Consider the following 16095-nt stretch of genomic DNA (forward strand, 5'->3'; position numbering starts at 1 on the left):
ACGGGTCCGGCGGGCTGGGAGTCAGCGTCCAGGTAGTAATATTTCATGAACCTAGCGGACGGAGAGGGTGAGGTAGGAGTAGAAGTAGCCGTCCTCGTGGATGGCGGGAGCCTCGTAGGTGAGCTGGTAGGTGCGGCGGTCGAACTCGCGCGTGAGCACGGCGGTGGGCCGGGCGTCCGGCTGGGTGTTGCCATCGAGACGGAGTCTGGCGCGGGCGCTGGCGAGACTGAGGGGGAGCCACTCTGCGGCGGTGGGTGAGAGCATGGCGACGAGCCGCTGGAAGTGGCGGAGGTCGTCGGTATTGGTGGCGCGGGCGCCCTCCTGCTGCAGGGGGACGCAGAGGCGGGCGGCGACGAGGCCCTCTGCGGACTCCCAATACTGGATGGCAGGAGCCAGATGCGTGGTGCCAGGCTTGATGGCGGTGGCCTGGGAACTGATGCGGGGGGTGGGCAGGGCCCCCTCCTGCCAGGCGGCGGGGACGGGCTGCACAGGTGGCGCGGTGGGGGTGCCGCGACCCTGGGCAAACGTGGCGAAGGTGGCGTGCGTGCCCTGCAGGAGACGTGCGGCGAGCCCGGGCATGATGACGCGCAGATTGCCAGCGCGCCGGGCTTCATCATCTGTCTCGGCCTGGCGGCGGGCGGATTCGGCGCGGGTGGCCATTTCTTTTTTCTGCCGGGTTTCATCTTCTGCCTTCTGCTTGAGGGCGGCCTGGCGGAGGGCTTCGGCCTCGGCGTCCTGCCTGGCCTTGAGCTCCATGGCGGTCTTTTCATCCCTGGCCTTCTGCCGGGCGAGTTCGGCGTCTTTGAGCTTCTGTTCCTCGTCGCGGACGATTTTGTCAAACGCGGTGCGGGCCATCCATGTACCGCGGAAGCGGACCTCGCCCGCGGCGAACTTCTGCTGGTAGCTGGTGAGCTCATCGACGAGCGGCCTGAGGGTGGCGGCAGTGCCGGGGTAGCGCTGGAGCAGGGCTCTGAGCTGCTGGAGTTTCTCGCTCACGAGGGCGGTGCCGGAGTCGTCCACGAGGATGCGGCTGAACACGTCGTCAAAGGGGAGCGCGGTCACCAGGTTGGTGCGCTGGATGATGGTGGACTGCCCCCTGCCGTGATGGATGGTGCTGGTGACGGCAAAATGCTCGCAGCGGGTGTAGATGACGCCTTGGGCGAATTCGTCGCCCTGCCCGGGGCGGGTCTTAATAACGACGATGCCCTGGTCGGCGGGGTCGATGGCGTAGGCCTGCCCGGTCAGGAGAAGGCACAGGAGGAGCCGGAGCAGGGACTGTAATTTGCGGATCGCAAAATTCATGGAGCACCTTAGGACGTTGCGTTTGGCTGTCAACGTGTGGACGCGCAAACGACGGCAGGGGTTGGGGGAGTGGGGCGGGTCATTTGATGGTTGAATGCAGGATGACGCGTGAGGTTAGACTGATACAGGCTGGGCCGACGCAGCGGAATTGGGCAGGATGGGGGAATGAATTTGGAGTTTGAGAAAAGGGGGCGAACTGACTGCGGGACGGGACGGGCGGAGTCCGCATGGTCGGCTGACTCAACTGGCTGATCGAGATCGTCAAGAGCGGCGTCGAGATCCCGCCGATCGCATCTCCATGCTGTCTGAGGTGGCAGACTTGCTCGGCATGGATGTCGACAAGTTCGAGATGACACCTTTCCTCCTGACGAGGATGGGCGACTTGCATTGCGGCAGGCTACGTCATCGATGCTGCTGCCGAGATCTGTGTGCAGGAAGGAACGGCTTCACCGGACGCGGCGGTGTGAACAATCAGCTTTTTGAGAGAGGATGTCAGCGTACGGCGCACGAAGGCTCTGCTTACGAAGATGCTGCGGGGATTCCCTCAAAAAAAGGTGGCGAAACCTGGAGATTCCTGAACCATAGACTTTATCTTGCCCGGCTTAGACTGGACCTGCCCTATGTTCATCCTCTCTATTGCCATCGCCATGGTGTGCTTTCTGTACTTCATGAGCACCTACGATGATCTTGCGCGCGTGGTGGAGCGGCGGGATCCGGAGGAATGGGCTCTGGTCGGCAAGCCCTCGACCTTCGGGGGTGCGGGCAAGGGGAAATTCATCGATTCCATCACCCGCGGGCATGCCTCCCTCCGCTGGGTGTACTATACGCCTGAGGGGCTGGAGGGGCATGCGCCCTCCCTCCGCGTGCTGCGAAAGTACCGCATCGTCTGGGGCCTGATGGCGACCAGCGGAATGTGGGCGTTGGGGGTTGCCATCTTGAGGTGATGGGGGAACGGGGCTTTGCTGACACCTTCCATCCGGCCCTTCGTACAAACACTCCGGGACGCGATGATGCGATGAAACAACAAGGACAGGAACAAGAGCATGAGCACGGGCATGAGCGGCTGATCGAAATGGTCCTCTCGCTGTATGCCTAAGTGGAGGGTCTGCGTCTGGCGTTTGAGGCCAGCGGCCTCTCTGTGGATCACGCGTTCCCGTCGCAGGGCAGCACGCTCCTGCATTATGCCGCGAGTGCGATGTGGCATGAGACGGATGACGGGCGGCTCGCGTATCTGCTCTCGCTTTCGCCCAATCTTGAGCTTCGCACCTGGCGCCACGTATGCCTGGACTGGACCCCTCTGATGCTCGCGGTGTGGGAAGGCACCTTGGACAATGTCAAAACCCTGCTGGACGCGGGGGCGGATGTGAATGCGGCGGACGGCTGTGGTTTCACCCCGCTGATCCTCGCGCAGTACGCCTTTGATTCAGAAATGCGGGCGCTCCTGGTGCTGGCCGCCGGTGCTGATCCGCTGGCGCGCGATCATAAAGGCCGCAGTTGCGAGGATCATCGGGCCTATTGGGAAGGGCTCAGCGCAAGCGATGCGCCGGAGCAGGGCGCGTGTGAAACCCTCGAACCTGGACGGGTGTTGCCGCCTTCCGGTGGGGCGTGGGGTGCCCCTTTTCACTATCGCATGCCTTTTTAATCCCAGGGCAGCGGTGATGGCGGGCGAACGGAGGGCTGGGGTTCGAGGAATGGGATGGCAGGACGCAGGTAAGGTGGAAGAGCCGTCCCGGCTCCTGGGAGCGGGGCGTGGTGGGCCGTTTGGTGATTGGCGGTGGTGGAGGTGAAGGTGTTGAGGGCGGCGGGTACCCAAGGTTGACTCGCTTAGGGCTCGTCCAACCTTGGGCTGCGGTAGGTATCCCTTTCAGGGATGGGCTTCGGGGTGATGTGGGAGTGATGGAGTGATGGAGTGATGGAGTGATGGAGTGATGGAGTGATGGAGTGATGGAGTGATGGATGGGGCCGGGTGCTGTAAATCTGGGTGGTGATGGGTGAGGAGGTGTTGGTGGGGAAGGAGATTGCCTGCGGAGGGGTGTGGCCTGAGCCGACTAAAGTCGGTACTCCAACCCTGTTTGCGGAGTCCTGGGGTGGTGAGGTGGCGCTGTTGATTGGCTGGGGTTCTAGGAAGCGGGTTGGGGGCTGCGGCATAGTTCCGCACGCGGGACCACGTGTTTTGGGGAGGTTGGAGGATGGGGGGGGTGGAGTGGATACGGATGCAGAAGGGGCGGGCTGGCTGGTCAGGTAGAGGTTGATGGAAATGTGGGGTGGCATTAGGATGGCGAAAAACTAGGTCATGACTCTGGGGGATATCTTCATGAAGAGGGCGCTGCTGACGTCGCTGCTGCTGATGGGGTGCTGGGTCTGTCCATCGGAGGGGCGTGCGCAGGGAGAGAGTGTGAAGGAGCCGGTGCCGCGCATGGAGCTGACGCCGGCGGATCTGGAGCATGGGAAGCGGCAGGTGGAGCGGATGCTGGCGGATCGGCTGGGGATGGCGGTGTATCGACGGGAGAAGGACGACCAGGCGGGCTATGTGGAGGAGAAGGATGAGATCTACAAATGGGCGGTGGAGGCGTATGCGGGGAAGTACGTGGGGGAGCGGGTGTTCTGGGAGTCGGAGGATCCGTCGGATGGGTATGCGGCCAGTCACGGCAGAGCTGACATGGTGGGCCTGAACCGGGTGAGGGTGCGCAACGTGACGGGCAGTGGCAGGGATGCGTTCGAGAAGATGTGGGCGGGCGTGGTCTTCGAGATGCACAATATGTCCCTGGGTCCGGCGTGGAGGGGCCTGTACCTGAGTGCGTTGGACGGTGCTGTGTCGGCGGATGAGTTTGCCAAAGGTTGTGCGAAGGTGGAGTGGCAGGCGATCCACAAGATGGACAAGTTCCGCCAGGAGGTGTGGCTGCCCTGGGCGGCGGCGCAGGGGGTGAAGCATGATGAAGATGTCTGGCGGTGGCGGGACCAGGATGACTTTGAGAAGTGGCTGGCGCACTACTACGACCCGGAGGACTATCCCTGGAGGCCGTACCGGGAAAATTATGATCACGTGAGGCAGTGGAAGGACTACTATCGGGAGCGGTTCAAGGTATTTGCGCCGCTGCGGCCGCGTGAGGCCAAGTGAGGTGCGGTGGATCGACGGTCATGGACGTCTGTAGATGGAGAGAGGCGGAGGGGGGCGGAGGCGTGAGGGCGCAGTGGAGGCGGCAAGCCCTGAAGTTTTAAGTTTGAAGTCTGAGCCTTGATGCTGCGGAGGCTATTTCTTTTCTGGGGTCAGAATGTTTTCGAAGTGCTCGCGCATGTAATCGTAAGAGGATGAGGTTTCCTCGTACCAGGACTCGAAGGTGCTGAGGTGGTCGTGGCTCCAGAAATGGGGGTGAGAGGGGATGCCGCGGGACCGGGCCCAGGGGCGCCAGGTTTGGTGGTAGAACTGTTCGACCTGCTTGTCGACGGACCATTGCAGGCGGGCGTACTCGCGTACGGCGGCGTCGATGGAGACCTGGCGGGAGTAAACGAGGTGTACGAGGTGGTCTCGCTCGGGTGCGCGGCTCATTGTGAGCATTTCGTAAACGAATCGAGCCCAGGCGTGCTCGAGTTTTTTGGTCTTGACCTGTGGCAGGGGGCGCAGGCTGACGGAGTAGAGCCCGTGGAAGTAGGGGGAAGTGGAGTCGCTGCTGCTCTCGTGGGGCGGGGGGCGGTGGTCCCAGAAGACGCGCTCGTTGACGTAGATGCCGGCGAAGGCGCGCAGCGCCCATTGCCAGGGGGCGTCGGACTCGGTGATGTATTGGGTGACGGGGCTGCCCTCTGCCCGGTAGACGGCTATCTCGGGGCGGTCCTCTAGCATGCGCTGGAACTGCTTCCGCCCGTGCTTGAGGTCATCGGCCGTGGGCTCGGCGGCGATGACGCGCATGGAGGCGATGGTCAGCAGGACGAGGGTGATGTGGCGGGGGAGCGACATGGATCAGACAGGATTAACAAGATTTCTGAAGGATTGACAAGATGGGGAATTGGGAATGAGGGCTTAGGGGATGTGGAACTGCGGGATTTGGGCATAGAGGAGGTCCGGGGTTGGGATGGGAATGGTATGACCACGGAGGGCACGGAGTTTCACAGAGGAGTGATTCTTTTGGACGGAGTTGGCGGAATTGGGAGTTGATGGATGGAGAAGATTTTTGCCAACGTTTCGCAGCGCAGGGGTGTCCATGTGTGGGGGAGGGGATCCCTTTAGCGCGCTATGAAGACGTTTGGACTTGTCGTGGTTTTGATCTGCCTTGGGGGTGTGGCGAGTTTGCCGGTGTACGGTGAACAGCGGTGGTCGTCGCCTGACCATGCCTGTACGGTGGAGCTGGTCTCCAAGTCGCCGGGCGGGGAGGTGCGGCTGATGGCTGCCTCAGGAGGTGCGGCGGCGGCGGTGGTCACGGATTCTCCGTTGATTGAGTCTCCCGTGTCGCGTGAATACGGCGGGGTGGCGTGGTTCAGTGATGTGACGCCGAGATGGGTGGATGGGCGCTATCTTGTCTTTGAGGGCGAGGACCGGCTGGCGGTGGTCGATGCGGTGGAGAAGCGTCTGATTCTGAATACCGCGTTTGAGGCGCTGGTGAGAGCTCCTGCGGGTGACCGATGGATGGCGATCAAGTATCGGCCGATTGGCAGGAAGCAGGAGACGATCCCCGCGAACTTCCGCGATACGCTCTATGTGATCGACCTGCCGCAGGTGATCAAGGCGAGTGTGGAGAGGAAGGAGGAGCAGAAAGAGAAGGCTCCGGTGATTCCGTTTTCGCACCTGAGGGCGGTGGTGCTGCCGGGGCATGCGGTTGCCCGCCCGGTGTGGAAGTCTGCCGGGGATTTTGCTGTCGCTGTGTGGACGGGGGCTGGGGCGGAGACGTTTGGCTTTGAGGCGGAGGATCTTCGTCTGAAAGGGAAGACGCCGGTGGAGGTGCCGTTGAGTGATGAGGCCGTGAGGTCGGCTTGGATTGTGAAGACGGTGCCGCGGTGAGCGGGCATTCCATAGACAGGATTGACAAGATTTCTGAGGGATTAACAGGATTGGGGATAGGTGGGAGATGCAGGGCGGGGAGGGAGGGGGCGGCGTGGAGGTGGAAGTTCAAGTTCAGAGGCGTGGGCTGGGGGAGCTATCAGATGCTGCTGGTGGCACTGGGGATGAGGAAATATGGCGTGGGCTGGGTGGGCCGATGGCTGGGGAGTTCGGTTCGACGGTGATGCAGTGATGAGGTAAGGGGTCGATGAGCGGGGGGATGGCTGGGTGAGTCAGTGCGCTGGTGGGGGGCGGCATGGAGGAGCGGGGTGATGGGACGTTTGAGGCGTGACCGCATCAATGCGGAACTCCAACCACGGTGCGGGTGTTGTTTGGTACTTGTGGCCGATGGGCGCTGCTGGGGGCTTTCTGGTGTGGCGACTGAGCCGACTGAAGTCGGTACTCCAACCCGGCTGGCGGAGGCGGCGGGAGGATTCGAAAGTCTGTGGCAGGGGAGCAGGTGATCGAAGCGTTGCCGGAAATTGCAGCATTGAAACTAGCCCCCGACCCCAAGTCAAAACCGGAGCCGTCTGCCGAGTCGGCGGCGCCTGTGGGTGGAGCTAAGAAGCCCGATGTCTCTTCTACTGCGAGGCCGCAGGCAGGAACCTCGACGCCCGCCTCAACTGCCGCTCAATCGGAGAAGTCGCTCTCACGGTTTGCCTGGCCAGCGGCGGCATTGGTTGCCATCATCGGGGTTTTGGTATCTTGGTGGCGGCTGAAGCGGTGATCGGGGGGGCTGTGCATCAATGGGAGCGGCATGGAGGAAAGGGGTGATGGCACATTTGAGGGTGACCGCATCAATGCCAATGCCATCAGGGAAAAGATAGCCTTGCTGATTTGCATTGGTGAGCCTCGGAGCCGCGATGGCGCATCCGCTATACTTATGGCAGGGCTGCCACTTCAGAAGGGCCGAAGGTCCGGCGTGATGCCAGCCTTGGGCAACGCCCAAGGAATAGATGACAAACCAACCCCTGAGGGCTCAAGGCCCGGTCTCATCAAGCCTGCCCACGACGAACATCCCTGAATGACGCCGGGCCTACAGCCCTCCCTCTTCTAGAGGGTTGACTAACCTTGGGCGTTGCCCAAGGCTGGCATGAGACCGGGCCTTCGGCCCTCAGCTCGTTCGCAAAGGGAGACAATGGGCCTCGCCACTTTTTCCCTGATGGCAATGGACTAAAGTCGGTACTCCAACGGGGAGGAGTTTTCAGTTTCAAGTTTTCAGTTTTCAGCGAATGCACTGATCGCCGAAACCCCTCAACCGCAGGACACAGGGTTGGCCTCTCTTTGCAAAGCAACTCCCCTGCCCATTGTCAGCGTAGTGTCACCGGGCACCCGCTGAAAACTGAAAACTCTCCGCCGCTGGAATCCAACAACGTTCTTGCTATCTCTCAAAAGTGCGCTAAGCTGTAAGCGCCATGCCCGTACTGGAGAATCCACGTCATGAAGCGTTTGCGCAGGGGGTTGCGTCGGGATTGACGGCGGTGGAGGCTTATGAGCGGGCGGGGTACCGCGGGGGTGGCAGTCATGCCTGGCGGTTGCATGGGACGGAGGAGGTGCGGGCGCGGGTGAGGGAGTTGCAGGAAATCACGTCGGCGCGGGCGGGAATGAGCCGGGAGGAGGCGGTGGCGATGTGCATCGAGATCCTGAAGGCGCCGCCGAGTGCGGCGCATCTGGAGCATCCGCTGTGTGAGCTGAAGATGGGGAAGGACGGGCCTTATGCGATCTTCCCCGACAAGCGCGGGGTGATGGAGCGCCTGGCGAAGATGCTGGGCTGGGATGAACCGGAGAAACACGATGTGCAGCTGACGGGGCCGCGTGGGGTGCTGGCGGCGGTGATGGGGAGAGGGAAGAGGGAAAAGGGGTAAGGGAAGAAGGGTTAGGAATGAATAAAGGGAACCGCTGACGGACGTTAACTGGACGCTGACGATGAGGTGGAGACAGGATTAACAAGATTTTTGAAGGATTAACAAGATGTGGAGAGGGAGCCACTGATGGGCACTCATGGAACACTGATGATGAGGTTTAGACAGAATTGACAGAATTTGAGGAATTAGGGTTTGGCTTCGAATGACGGACGTGGCTTTGGCAACGCCTGTGGCGTACCCTGTTTCTTCAGAACCATTGGTGTTTCATCAGTGGTTTCAGAAATCCCAATTCTGTGAAGCGGTTTGTTCTCTGTGGTTTTGAAGTGCTTGAACCTTGGATTTGAAAGGGAAAATACGATGAAACAACACGATCGATACATGCAGAAGGCGGACAATGGGCAGGCGTTTCGCGATGCGATCATCGCGGCGGGGGAGGCGGAGCGGGGGAAGAAGCGGAGGTCTGCGGGCAGTCCGCAGGGGGCTGCGGCTCCGGTGGCGCAGACGGTGCCGGTGCCGGCGGAGCGTCGCTCTGCTCTGCTGGGTGGTCCGGCGCCCTCGCGGTCGAGCAGCATGGGGCCGGAGAAGAAGAAACAGCGTGGGTCGGGGTCTCTCTTGATGATGTGATGGATGCCGTGAGCGGGGAGTGGACAACGGAGGAGCTGAGGGAGTTCGAGGAGTGCATCTCCTCGAAGTCCTGGCGCATGCACCACCTGTACCAGATCCTGCCGGAGGAGGGGGCGGTGATGGTGCCCTTCACCCTCCGGCCGGAGCAGGCGCAGTTCATGCGGGAACGGCATACGCGGAACTTTGTGCCGAAGGCGCGCAAGCTGGGGATGTCCACCTTCATTGTGCTGGACTACCTGGACACGTGCATCTTCACGCCGAACACGCTGTGTGCGCACATCGACAAGAAGGAGGCGGATGCGAAGGACAAGCTGCACATTGCCCGCATGGCGTGGGAGGCGGGCCCGCGGCATCCGGATCCGGCGCTGGCGGAGCTGTGGCGCTGGATCCAGGAGGAGAATCCACTGGTGAAGGACAACGGCGGGTGCCTGGAGTGGGCGAACGGGAGCAGCCAGAGTGCGGATGTGAGCTTTACCGGTGGGACGCCGCAGCGGCTGCATGTGTCTGAGTACGGGCCGATCGCGGCGCAGAAGCCGGCGAAGGCGGCGGAGATCAAGCGAGGGTCGATCAATGCGGTGCCGCTGACGGGGATCATCGACATCGAGACGACGATGGAGGGCGGGCGGTTTGGCGAGTGTTACGCGCTCTTCAAGCTTTCGCTGGAAGGGGCGGGGCGGGAGATGACGGCGCTGGACTGGCGGCTGCACTTTTTCTCCTGGGTGAACCACCCGAGCTATGCGCTGCCGGGGCGGGTGCCGCAGCGGGCGGAGACGGCGCGGTACTTTGAGGGGTTGCGGGAGACGCACGGCATCGAGGTGTCGCCGGAGCGGCAGGCCTGGTACGAGGTAAAACGTCGCGAGCAGGGGGAGGACATGTTCCAGCAGTTCCCCACGGTGGTGGAGGAGTGCGACCGCCATGTGGTGGCGGGGCAGATCTACCCGGAGATGACGCGCCTGCGGGCGGCGGGGCGGGTGCGGGAGTATGTGCCGGAGGTGGGGCTGCCGCTGTACACCTTCTGGGACCTGGGCAGCAGTGACAATACGGCGGGCTGGCTGGTGCAGCCGGCGGGCAAGGATGTGAACTGGCTGGACTGGGCGGCGGGGGAGGGCAAAGGGGCGGCGGGTGTGGCCGGGGTGATCCGTGCGTGGGAGCGGGCGCACGGGCCAGTGGCGGGCCACTACCTGCCGCATGATGCGGAGATCACGGACAAGGGCAGCGGGAAGACGTACCGGCAGCAGTTGATCGATGCGGGCATCCCCTCACAGATGATTCATGTGGTGCCTCGAACCCCGGACGTTTGGGTGGGGATCAATGAGCTGCGCAAGATCCTGCCGCACTCGTGGTTTCATCTGCGGACGGACATGGAGCAGCACAGTGAGACGGGAGCGAAGCTGCCCTCTGGCGTGGGCCGACTGGAGGGGTATCGACGGATGCCGCAGACGAGCAGCGGGGTGCTGCGGGATGCGCCGCTGCATGACCTGTGCTCGCACACGGCGGATGCGGCAAGGACCTTTGCGGAGGCGCGCGCGGCGGGGTTTATCCGCGGTGGCGGAGGTGGACGTGTGGGGGGAGCGGGGGTGGGTGTGAAGGTGACGGCGGGGTATGGGGGGAGCCGGGGGAAAATTAGGAATTAGGAATGATGAATTAGGAATGAATGCAAGGGAACCGCTGACGGACGCCAACGGGACGCTGACAATGAGGGAGAGACAGGATTAACAAGATTTTTAAGAGATTAACAAGATGGGGTTTTGGGGTGGGGAACCCCTTGTGGGTACTGACGGAACGCTGGGATGAGGATTGGACAGAATTAACAGAATTTACGGAATTGGGTTTAGCTTCGAATGACAGACGTGGCTGTGGCCGAATAGGGGTAAGCTGTGTTTCTTGAAAACTATTAGTGTTTCGTTTGTGAATATCAGTGGTTTCTTTCCGCCGTATTTTTGTCAATTTTGTTAATTCTGTCTAAAAGGCATTCCTCTGTGTTCTCTGTGGTTGGTTAGGGATGTTACTTTTAACTTTTCACTCTTAACTTTTCACTGCGTGAACGAAGCGATGGATGCGAACACACGACTGACTCCAGTAGAGCTTGCGGCTCGTGTTTACGAGCTGGAGCCTTGTGCGAGGACGTTTCGGGAGGATCTGGAGGGGCATTTGATCAATGGGTATGTGTTCAGCACGCCGGAGCTCTTTTTGATGGGGCGGGCGGTGGATTCCTCGGCGCCGTATGAGGTGGTGACGGATCCGTGGCAGGTGTTTGCGCGGGAGCGGTGCGATGCGTGGCTGTGCTACCTGGCGGCGGGGGATCTGACGCAGATGCCGGGGCTGATCCCTTATGAATTGCCGAAAATAGGATTTGAGCGGGGGAATATCTTGCGTTACTATCGGTATGGGAGATTAACGAACAAGATTCTATGCTCGACCACCCTGATACACTCGGCGGCCCGTATTTCGACCGCGACCTGATCGGCCCTGATGGGCGCTTGAACCGCTTTTGCAAAGGTCAGTCTGCCCCCAAGCAGACGGCGACGCAGAAGAAGGCGGAGCTGAAGAACCTGGAGCTGATGGAGAAGATGCTGAAGCAGAAGCCGGAAAAGATGCCGGAGATCAACATCCCTCCTGCCCCGGAGCCGGTGGCGATTCCTCCTGCGCCCTCACAAAGCAGCGCGGATGTGGAGGACGCCGACCAGGAGGCACGCCGCGCGGCGGGCAAACGCTACGGGCTGCTGCGTACGACGTATGCGGGCGCGACGGGCGGCTATGGCGGGAGCAAGCCGCTGGGGGGAGTGAGGTCGCTGCTTGGATAAAGGGTCAAGGGGTAAGGGAAGAGGGATAAGGGTTTAGGGTGCCGCAAGCGGCACGTTGAGGCGCTACGCTGGTTTAGGCGGGCTGCGCCCTGGTTTAGGGACTGAGGTGCTGGGTGGTTGATTGCTGAGCCTTTGCGCTGGATCAGGCAAAGCGATGCGTGAGTCTTCTCGTCCGAAAGGGCACGTTGCGCCTTTGGCGGTCATTTCCTAAATCCGCCGCAGGCGGGACTGCCCTTTTGCCTTGACCCTCTTCCCTTATCCCTGCGGTCGGGAAGCCGATAACATATACAACAAGCTCAATGACGAACACGAACACCACCGACTCCAACGCCCGCAAGAAAGCTCTCACCGACCGCATCATGCTCCGCTGGCAAGCGGCGCAGGCGGAGAGGGGGCCTTGGCTGGGGCTGTGGCAGCAGATGGCGGACTATGTGCGGCCCAATCGATCCACGGTGAAGGGGCGGATGGATGCGCCGAGTCTGGCGGGGTTTGAGTCGGTGTTTGATGGGACGGCGATCTCGGCGAACATGACGCTGGCGTCTGGGTGCATGTCGCGGCTGACGCCGGCGCAGACGCCGTGGTTTGCGTTTGATCCGCCGCGGGAGCTGCGCCAGAGCGATGCGGCGAAGCGCTGGTATGCGGAGTGCTCGGAGATTGCGCTGGAGGCGCTGGCGACCTCGAACTTCTACACGGAGCTGCATGAGGCGTACCTGGATCGCGGGGCGTTTGGCACGTGCTGTCTGCATGTGGAGGGGACAATGAAACATCCGCTGAACTTCAAGGCGCATGACATCGGGACGTATGCGTTTCTCAATGGCGCGGACGGCATGGTGGACACGGTGTTCCGCGAGCTGACGTACACGGCGCGGGAGGCGGCGCAGGTTTATGAGGTGAAGGAGCTGCCGGAGTGTCTGCAACGGGTGCTGCTGGAGCCGGGCTCGTCCCAACAGGGGGAGCGGCACGACTTTCTGCATGTGATCTACCCGCGGGAGGATGCGGAGCGGGATGGCTCGAAGATGGACGGGGCGAACAAGCCGATCGCCTCCGTGCACATCCATGTGAAGACGCGCACGATCGTGCGGGTGGGTGGGTACGAGGAAATGCCGACGATCGGTTCGCGGTATCTGCGCTGGGGCACGGGGGCGTACGGGATCTGCCCCACGTGGCAGGCGCTGCCCGAGGCGCGCCAGCTCAATGAGCTGCAGAAGAACCTGGATGTGCTGGCGGAGGTGGCGGCGTTCCCGCGCCTGCTCCTGCCGGATGACATGGAGGGGGAGGTGGACCTGCGGGCGACGGGAACGACTTATTTCAAAGATCCCAATCGCGTGCCGCGGGAGTGGCTGACGCAGGGGCGGTATGATGTGGGGCTGGATCGGGTGAAGGCGCGGCAGGAGGCGATCAAGTCTGCGTTTCACGTGGAGCTCTTCCAGATGTGGGCGGCGATCACGAAGCAGATGACGGCGTATGAGGTGGGCGAGCGGGCGCAGGAGAAGGTGGAGCTGTTCTCGCCGACGTTCACGCTGCTCTCCACGGAGATGTACGGGCCGATCCTGCGGCGGGTGTTTTCCCTGCTGATGAGGCAGGGGGTGTTCCCCATGCCGCCGGAGGAGGCGGTGCACCAGAATGAGCGGGGGATGTGGGCGGTCTCGGACCCGAAGCTGCGCTACACCTCCCGCCTGGCGCTGGCGCTGAAGGCGGTGAACAACCAGGCGCTGAATCGCGTGCTGGGCATGATGGGTCCGGTGATGCAGTTCAACCCGGCGGTGGCAGACAACCTGAACTGGGATGTGGCCATGCGCGACATCGCGCTGAATGAAGGCGTGCCGGTGGAGTGGATGCCGTCTGAGGATGAGGTTGGGCAGCTGCGCAAAGCACGCGCGGAAGCGCAGATGCAGGCGGAGGGGATGGCGGCGGGAGGGCCTCAGGGGGCTGGCGGGGCAAAGTGAAAAGTTAAGAGTGAAAAGTGAAAAGTGGGGGAGAGGGAAGTTGAGATGTGCCGCAAGCGGCACGTTGAGACGGCTGCGCCTGGTTGAGAAATTTCCGGGTGCTGGGCGAAGCTGAACTTTTCACTTTTTACTGACGCTACTTTTTACTTCGGTGCCACCCGACTGAGGTTCTAGCTACTAACGACTCACAACAGCAAAACAGAATGACCTTTGAAGAAAAGCTATTTGGGAAGCCGGAGGAGGCTCGGCGGTTTCGGGAGGCGGCGCGGGCGGTGTTTGGGTCTGCGGAGGGGCGGCTGGTGCTGGCGATGCTGTGTCGCGCGGCGCATCCGCTGCAGCATACGCAGGGTATGACGGAGCATGAGCACGGGCAGTGTGAGGTGGTGGCGACGCTGTGGCGGTTTGGCTCGGCGGAGGCGGGGATTGCGGGAGGGGAGGGAATTAGGAATTAGGAATTAGGAATTAGGAATTAGGAATGTGGAGTGATGGAGTGATGGAGTGATGGAGTGATGGAGTGATGGAGTGATGGAGTGATGGAGTGATGGAGTTTTTTCTTATGAAGACGAATCGAGTTGATGAGGGGACGGGTGAGGTGGGGCTGTCTGCGGGGCGGAAGAAGAGGGGGAAGGCGGAGGTGCCAGTTGCGAAGGAGACGGGGATGGAGGCGGAGACTGGGACTGGGATTCCGCCGTGTCCGGTGGAGGATCCGCGCTATGGGGACAAGACGGTGGCCGTGGTGGCGTGGTTCAAGGAATATCGGCCGGAGGAGTTTGCAAGGCGGTATGCGGGGAGGCGATTTTTCGGACAGGATTGACAGGATTTTTTAGGATTAACAAGATGGGGACAGGGGTGGGGAACCACTTCTGGGTGCGGAGGGGGCGCTGATGGAGAAGGTTTTAGACAGAATTAACAGAATTTACGGAATTAGGGTTTGGCTTCGAATGACGGATGGGGCTGAGGCCGAACAGGGGGGCGAGCCGTGTTTCATAAGAACTATTAGTGTTTCGTTAGTGAACATCTGTGGTTTCTTTCTGGCGTAATTCTGCAAATTTTATCAATTCTGTCTAATGGCATTCCTCTGTGGCTTTTCAGTGTTTGGTTTTTGGCTTTTAACTCATAACGAATAATGTCTAACTCTTAACTTATAACTCATGATGATGATGCTCGGACGATTGGTGATGGAAGAGGCTGCGGATGTGGCTGGCGGGACTGGTGCAGGTGGTGCAGGTGGCGGTAGTGCTGCGTCTGCGGAGGCTGCGAGCGCTGGGGACTTTGATTTCCGGGCGCTGGCGAATGAGAGGGGGGAGTTTGTGGAGGGGTGGCAGGATCGGTTGCCCTCGCAGTTTGATGCGTCGCGGGCGACGCTGGCGAATTACCGCTCTTTTGACAAGCTGGCGGAGGCGTTCATGGAGAACAAGCGGGCGGCGATGACGCGCACGGAGGGCATGATCCGTCTGCCGGGGAAGGAGGCGAAGCCGGAGGAGATTTCGGAGTTTCACAAGGCGCTGGGGGTGCCGGGGAAGCCGGAGGACTATGGCCTGAAGCAACCGGAGAATCTGCCGCCAGGCACGGAGTGGAATCCGGAGTTTGCGGATGCCTTTGCGGGGGCGGCGCACAAGCTGGGCCTGACGAAGGCGCAAGTGGAGGGGCTGTCTGCCTGGCACCTGCAGGAGACGGTGGGCCGCATGCAGAGTGTGGAGGTGGAGGGCCAGCGTCTGTTTGAGCAGGAGCAGTCTGAGCTGCGGCGGATCTTTGGCGGGGACTATGAGAAGCGCATGGTGGATGCGCGCCGCGCGGCGATGACGCTGGGCCTGCCGGATGACCATCCGGTGTTCTACCGGGCGGACTCGATCAAGGCGATGGCGCGCCTGGCGGATCTCATCAGCGAGGACCGACTGATCTCGCCGACGCAGGTGCAGAACAAGTTATCCCCTGAAACCGCGGCGCGGGATGTGATGACGAATCCGGATCATCCGGACTACAAGGCGTACTATGACCCCGCGCACGGGCGGCACCGGGAGGTGGTTTCGTGGGTGAATGGGCAGATGAAGAGGGCATATGGTGGGTAGGGCGTGGGAGGGCGGTTTGGAGGAGGTGAGATGGTTGGGAGTTGGTCGCTCCGGAGCTCAGTGCGTCAGTGGGCAGTGGGCAGTGGGCAGTGCGTCAGAGGGTGATGGTTGGATGTTGGGCGCGGGAATGGGGTCTGGGGCGTGCCATGCGATGGGCCCTACCGCTTCGCGGTAGCGTGGTGGGGTGATTGTCCACGGGTAGCCCTCGTTAAACTCGGTCGACCAGTGGCTATTCGTGGTGAACCCTCCGGGTTCGGGGAGGGGCGTTGGCGGTTGGGGGGGCGCAAGCGGCCTGTTGAGGCGCGGTGATGGTTGAGACGGTGCCGCTCTGGGCGGCACCTGGTTGAGACGCTACGCTGGTTGAGACGGGCTTCGCCCTGGTTTAGGGGAGGTGGGTGTGCTGGGGTGAGGAGATCGTGATGGGAGGAGAGGGGCGTGAGACTGACCGCATAAATG

Annotated in this window: 15 protein-coding genes; 13 read left to right on the forward strand and 2 right to left on the reverse strand. The window is 61.6% G+C overall.

The features are described from left to right. Positions 1 to 51: 51 nt before the first annotated feature. A complete protein-coding gene (locus BV034_RS06005; RefSeq protein WP_050025131.1) occupies positions 52 to 1302 on the reverse strand; it encodes a hypothetical protein in 1251 nt (416 codons plus the stop codon). 620 nt (positions 1303 to 1922) lie between these two features. Between BV034_RS06005 and BV034_RS06010 the strand changes: the two genes are divergently transcribed. From BV034_RS06010 to BV034_RS06020, 3 genes are all read left to right on the forward strand, one after another. Then, on the forward strand, positions 1923 to 2246 hold the full coding sequence (locus BV034_RS06010; RefSeq protein WP_050025133.1) for a hypothetical protein: 324 nt from the start codon (positions 1923 to 1925) through the stop codon (positions 2244 to 2246). Positions 2247 to 2440: 194 nt separating this feature from the next. Next, positions 2441 to 2944 carry an ankyrin repeat domain-containing protein gene (locus BV034_RS06015; protein WP_265592691.1) on the forward strand — a complete coding sequence of 168 codons (504 nt, stop codon included), beginning with the start codon at positions 2441 to 2443 and terminating at the stop codon, positions 2942 to 2944. Positions 2945 to 3595: 651 nt separating this feature from the next. Further along, positions 3596 to 4420: a hypothetical protein gene (locus BV034_RS06020; RefSeq protein WP_050025138.1), complete on the forward strand. Its 825-nt coding sequence runs from the start codon at positions 3596 to 3598 to the stop codon at positions 4418 to 4420. Between the two features lie 132 nt (positions 4421 to 4552). Here BV034_RS06020 and BV034_RS06025 read toward each other — a convergent pair whose 3' ends face one another. Further along, positions 4553 to 5254 carry a hypothetical protein gene (locus BV034_RS06025; protein ID WP_050025139.1) on the reverse strand — a complete coding sequence of 234 codons (702 nt, stop codon included), beginning with the start codon at positions 5252 to 5254 and terminating at the stop codon, positions 4553 to 4555. A gap of 276 nt (positions 5255 to 5530) precedes the next feature. Here BV034_RS06025 and BV034_RS06035 point away from each other — a divergent pair, with 276 nt between their 5' ends. From BV034_RS06035 to BV034_RS06085, 10 genes are all read left to right on the forward strand, one after another. Further along, positions 5531 to 6292, forward strand: a complete 762-nt coding sequence (locus tag BV034_RS06035; protein WP_050025143.1) for a hypothetical protein — start codon at positions 5531 to 5533, stop codon at positions 6290 to 6292. 1454 nt (positions 6293 to 7746) lie between these two features. Next, positions 7747 to 8196, forward strand: coding sequence for a hypothetical protein (locus tag BV034_RS06045; protein WP_050025147.1), 450 nt, complete (start codon positions 7747 to 7749; stop codon positions 8194 to 8196). A 357-nt stretch (positions 8197 to 8553) separates the two neighbouring features. Next, positions 8554 to 8820, forward strand: coding sequence for a hypothetical protein (locus BV034_RS06050; protein WP_050025148.1), 267 nt, complete (start codon positions 8554 to 8556; stop codon positions 8818 to 8820). Continuing rightward, positions 8820 to 10454, forward strand: coding sequence for a hypothetical protein (locus BV034_RS06055; protein WP_050025150.1), 1635 nt, complete (start codon positions 8820 to 8822; stop codon positions 10452 to 10454). Before BV034_RS06050 ends, BV034_RS06055 begins: the two co-directional genes overlap by 1 nt. A 406-nt stretch (positions 10455 to 10860) precedes the next feature. Further along, on the forward strand, positions 10861 to 11283 hold the full coding sequence (locus tag BV034_RS06060) for a hypothetical protein (protein ID WP_265592692.1): 423 nt from the start codon (positions 10861 to 10863) through the stop codon (positions 11281 to 11283). A gap of 17 nt (positions 11284 to 11300) precedes the next feature. After that, on the forward strand, positions 11301 to 11624 hold the full coding sequence (locus tag BV034_RS06065; RefSeq protein ID WP_050025153.1) for a hypothetical protein: 324 nt from the start codon (positions 11301 to 11303) through the stop codon (positions 11622 to 11624). A 299-nt stretch (positions 11625 to 11923) separates the two neighbouring features. Next, positions 11924 to 13570 (forward strand): portal protein, encoded by a 1647-nt coding sequence (locus BV034_RS06070; protein WP_050025156.1) that lies wholly within the window; start codon positions 11924 to 11926, stop codon positions 13568 to 13570. Between the two features lie 203 nt (positions 13571 to 13773). Further along, the gene (locus tag BV034_RS06075; protein WP_050025158.1) at positions 13774 to 14022 is read left to right on the forward strand and encodes a hypothetical protein; all 249 of its coding nucleotides are present in this window, start codon (positions 13774 to 13776) and stop codon (positions 14020 to 14022) included. A 104-nt stretch (positions 14023 to 14126) separates the two neighbouring features. Continuing rightward, positions 14127 to 14384, forward strand: a complete 258-nt coding sequence (locus BV034_RS06080) for a hypothetical protein (RefSeq protein ID WP_050025166.1) — start codon at positions 14127 to 14129, stop codon at positions 14382 to 14384. Positions 14385 to 14721: 337 nt separating this feature from the next. Then, positions 14722 to 15639: a hypothetical protein gene (locus BV034_RS06085; RefSeq protein WP_050025167.1), complete on the forward strand. Its 918-nt coding sequence runs from the start codon at positions 14722 to 14724 to the stop codon at positions 15637 to 15639. Positions 15640 to 16095 lie beyond the last annotated feature (456 nt).

Origin of the sequence: Verrucomicrobium sp. BvORR034, from assembly GCF_000739635.1 — a bacterium.
Classification (GTDB): Bacteria; Verrucomicrobiota; Verrucomicrobiia; order Verrucomicrobiales; family Verrucomicrobiaceae; genus Verrucomicrobium.

Bases quoted from the DNA above. Each gene is read 5' to 3' on its own strand.
- BV034_RS06045 (WP_050025147.1), top strand. From the start codon at position 7,747: ATGCCCGTACTGGAGAATCCACGTCATGAAGCGTTTGCGCAGGGGGTT.
- BV034_RS06020 (WP_050025138.1), top strand. From the start codon at position 3,596: ATGACTCTGGGGGATATCTTCATGAAGAGGGCGCTGCTGACGTCGCTG.
- BV034_RS06050 (WP_050025148.1), top strand. From the start codon at position 8,554: ATGAAACAACACGATCGATACATGCAGAAGGCGGACAATGGGCAGGCG.
- BV034_RS06055 (WP_050025150.1), top strand. From the start codon at position 8,820: ATGGATGCCGTGAGCGGGGAGTGGACAACGGAGGAGCTGAGGGAGTTC.
- BV034_RS06085 (WP_050025167.1), top strand. From the start codon at position 14,722: ATGATGATGATGCTCGGACGATTGGTGATGGAAGAGGCTGCGGATGTG.
- BV034_RS06080 (WP_050025166.1), top strand. From the start codon at position 14,127: ATGAAGACGAATCGAGTTGATGAGGGGACGGGTGAGGTGGGGCTGTCT.
- BV034_RS06035 (WP_050025143.1), top strand. From the start codon at position 5,531: ATGAAGACGTTTGGACTTGTCGTGGTTTTGATCTGCCTTGGGGGTGTG.
- BV034_RS06025 (WP_050025139.1), bottom strand. From the start codon at position 5,254: ATGTCGCTCCCCCGCCACATCACCCTCGTCCTGCTGACCATCGCCTCC.
- BV034_RS06075 (WP_050025158.1), top strand. From the start codon at position 13,774: ATGACCTTTGAAGAAAAGCTATTTGGGAAGCCGGAGGAGGCTCGGCGG.
- BV034_RS06005 (WP_050025131.1), bottom strand. From the start codon at position 1,302: ATGAATTTTGCGATCCGCAAATTACAGTCCCTGCTCCGGCTCCTCCTG.
- BV034_RS06070 (WP_050025156.1), top strand. From the start codon at position 11,924: ATGACGAACACGAACACCACCGACTCCAACGCCCGCAAGAAAGCTCTC.
- BV034_RS06010 (WP_050025133.1), top strand. From the start codon at position 1,923: ATGTTCATCCTCTCTATTGCCATCGCCATGGTGTGCTTTCTGTACTTC.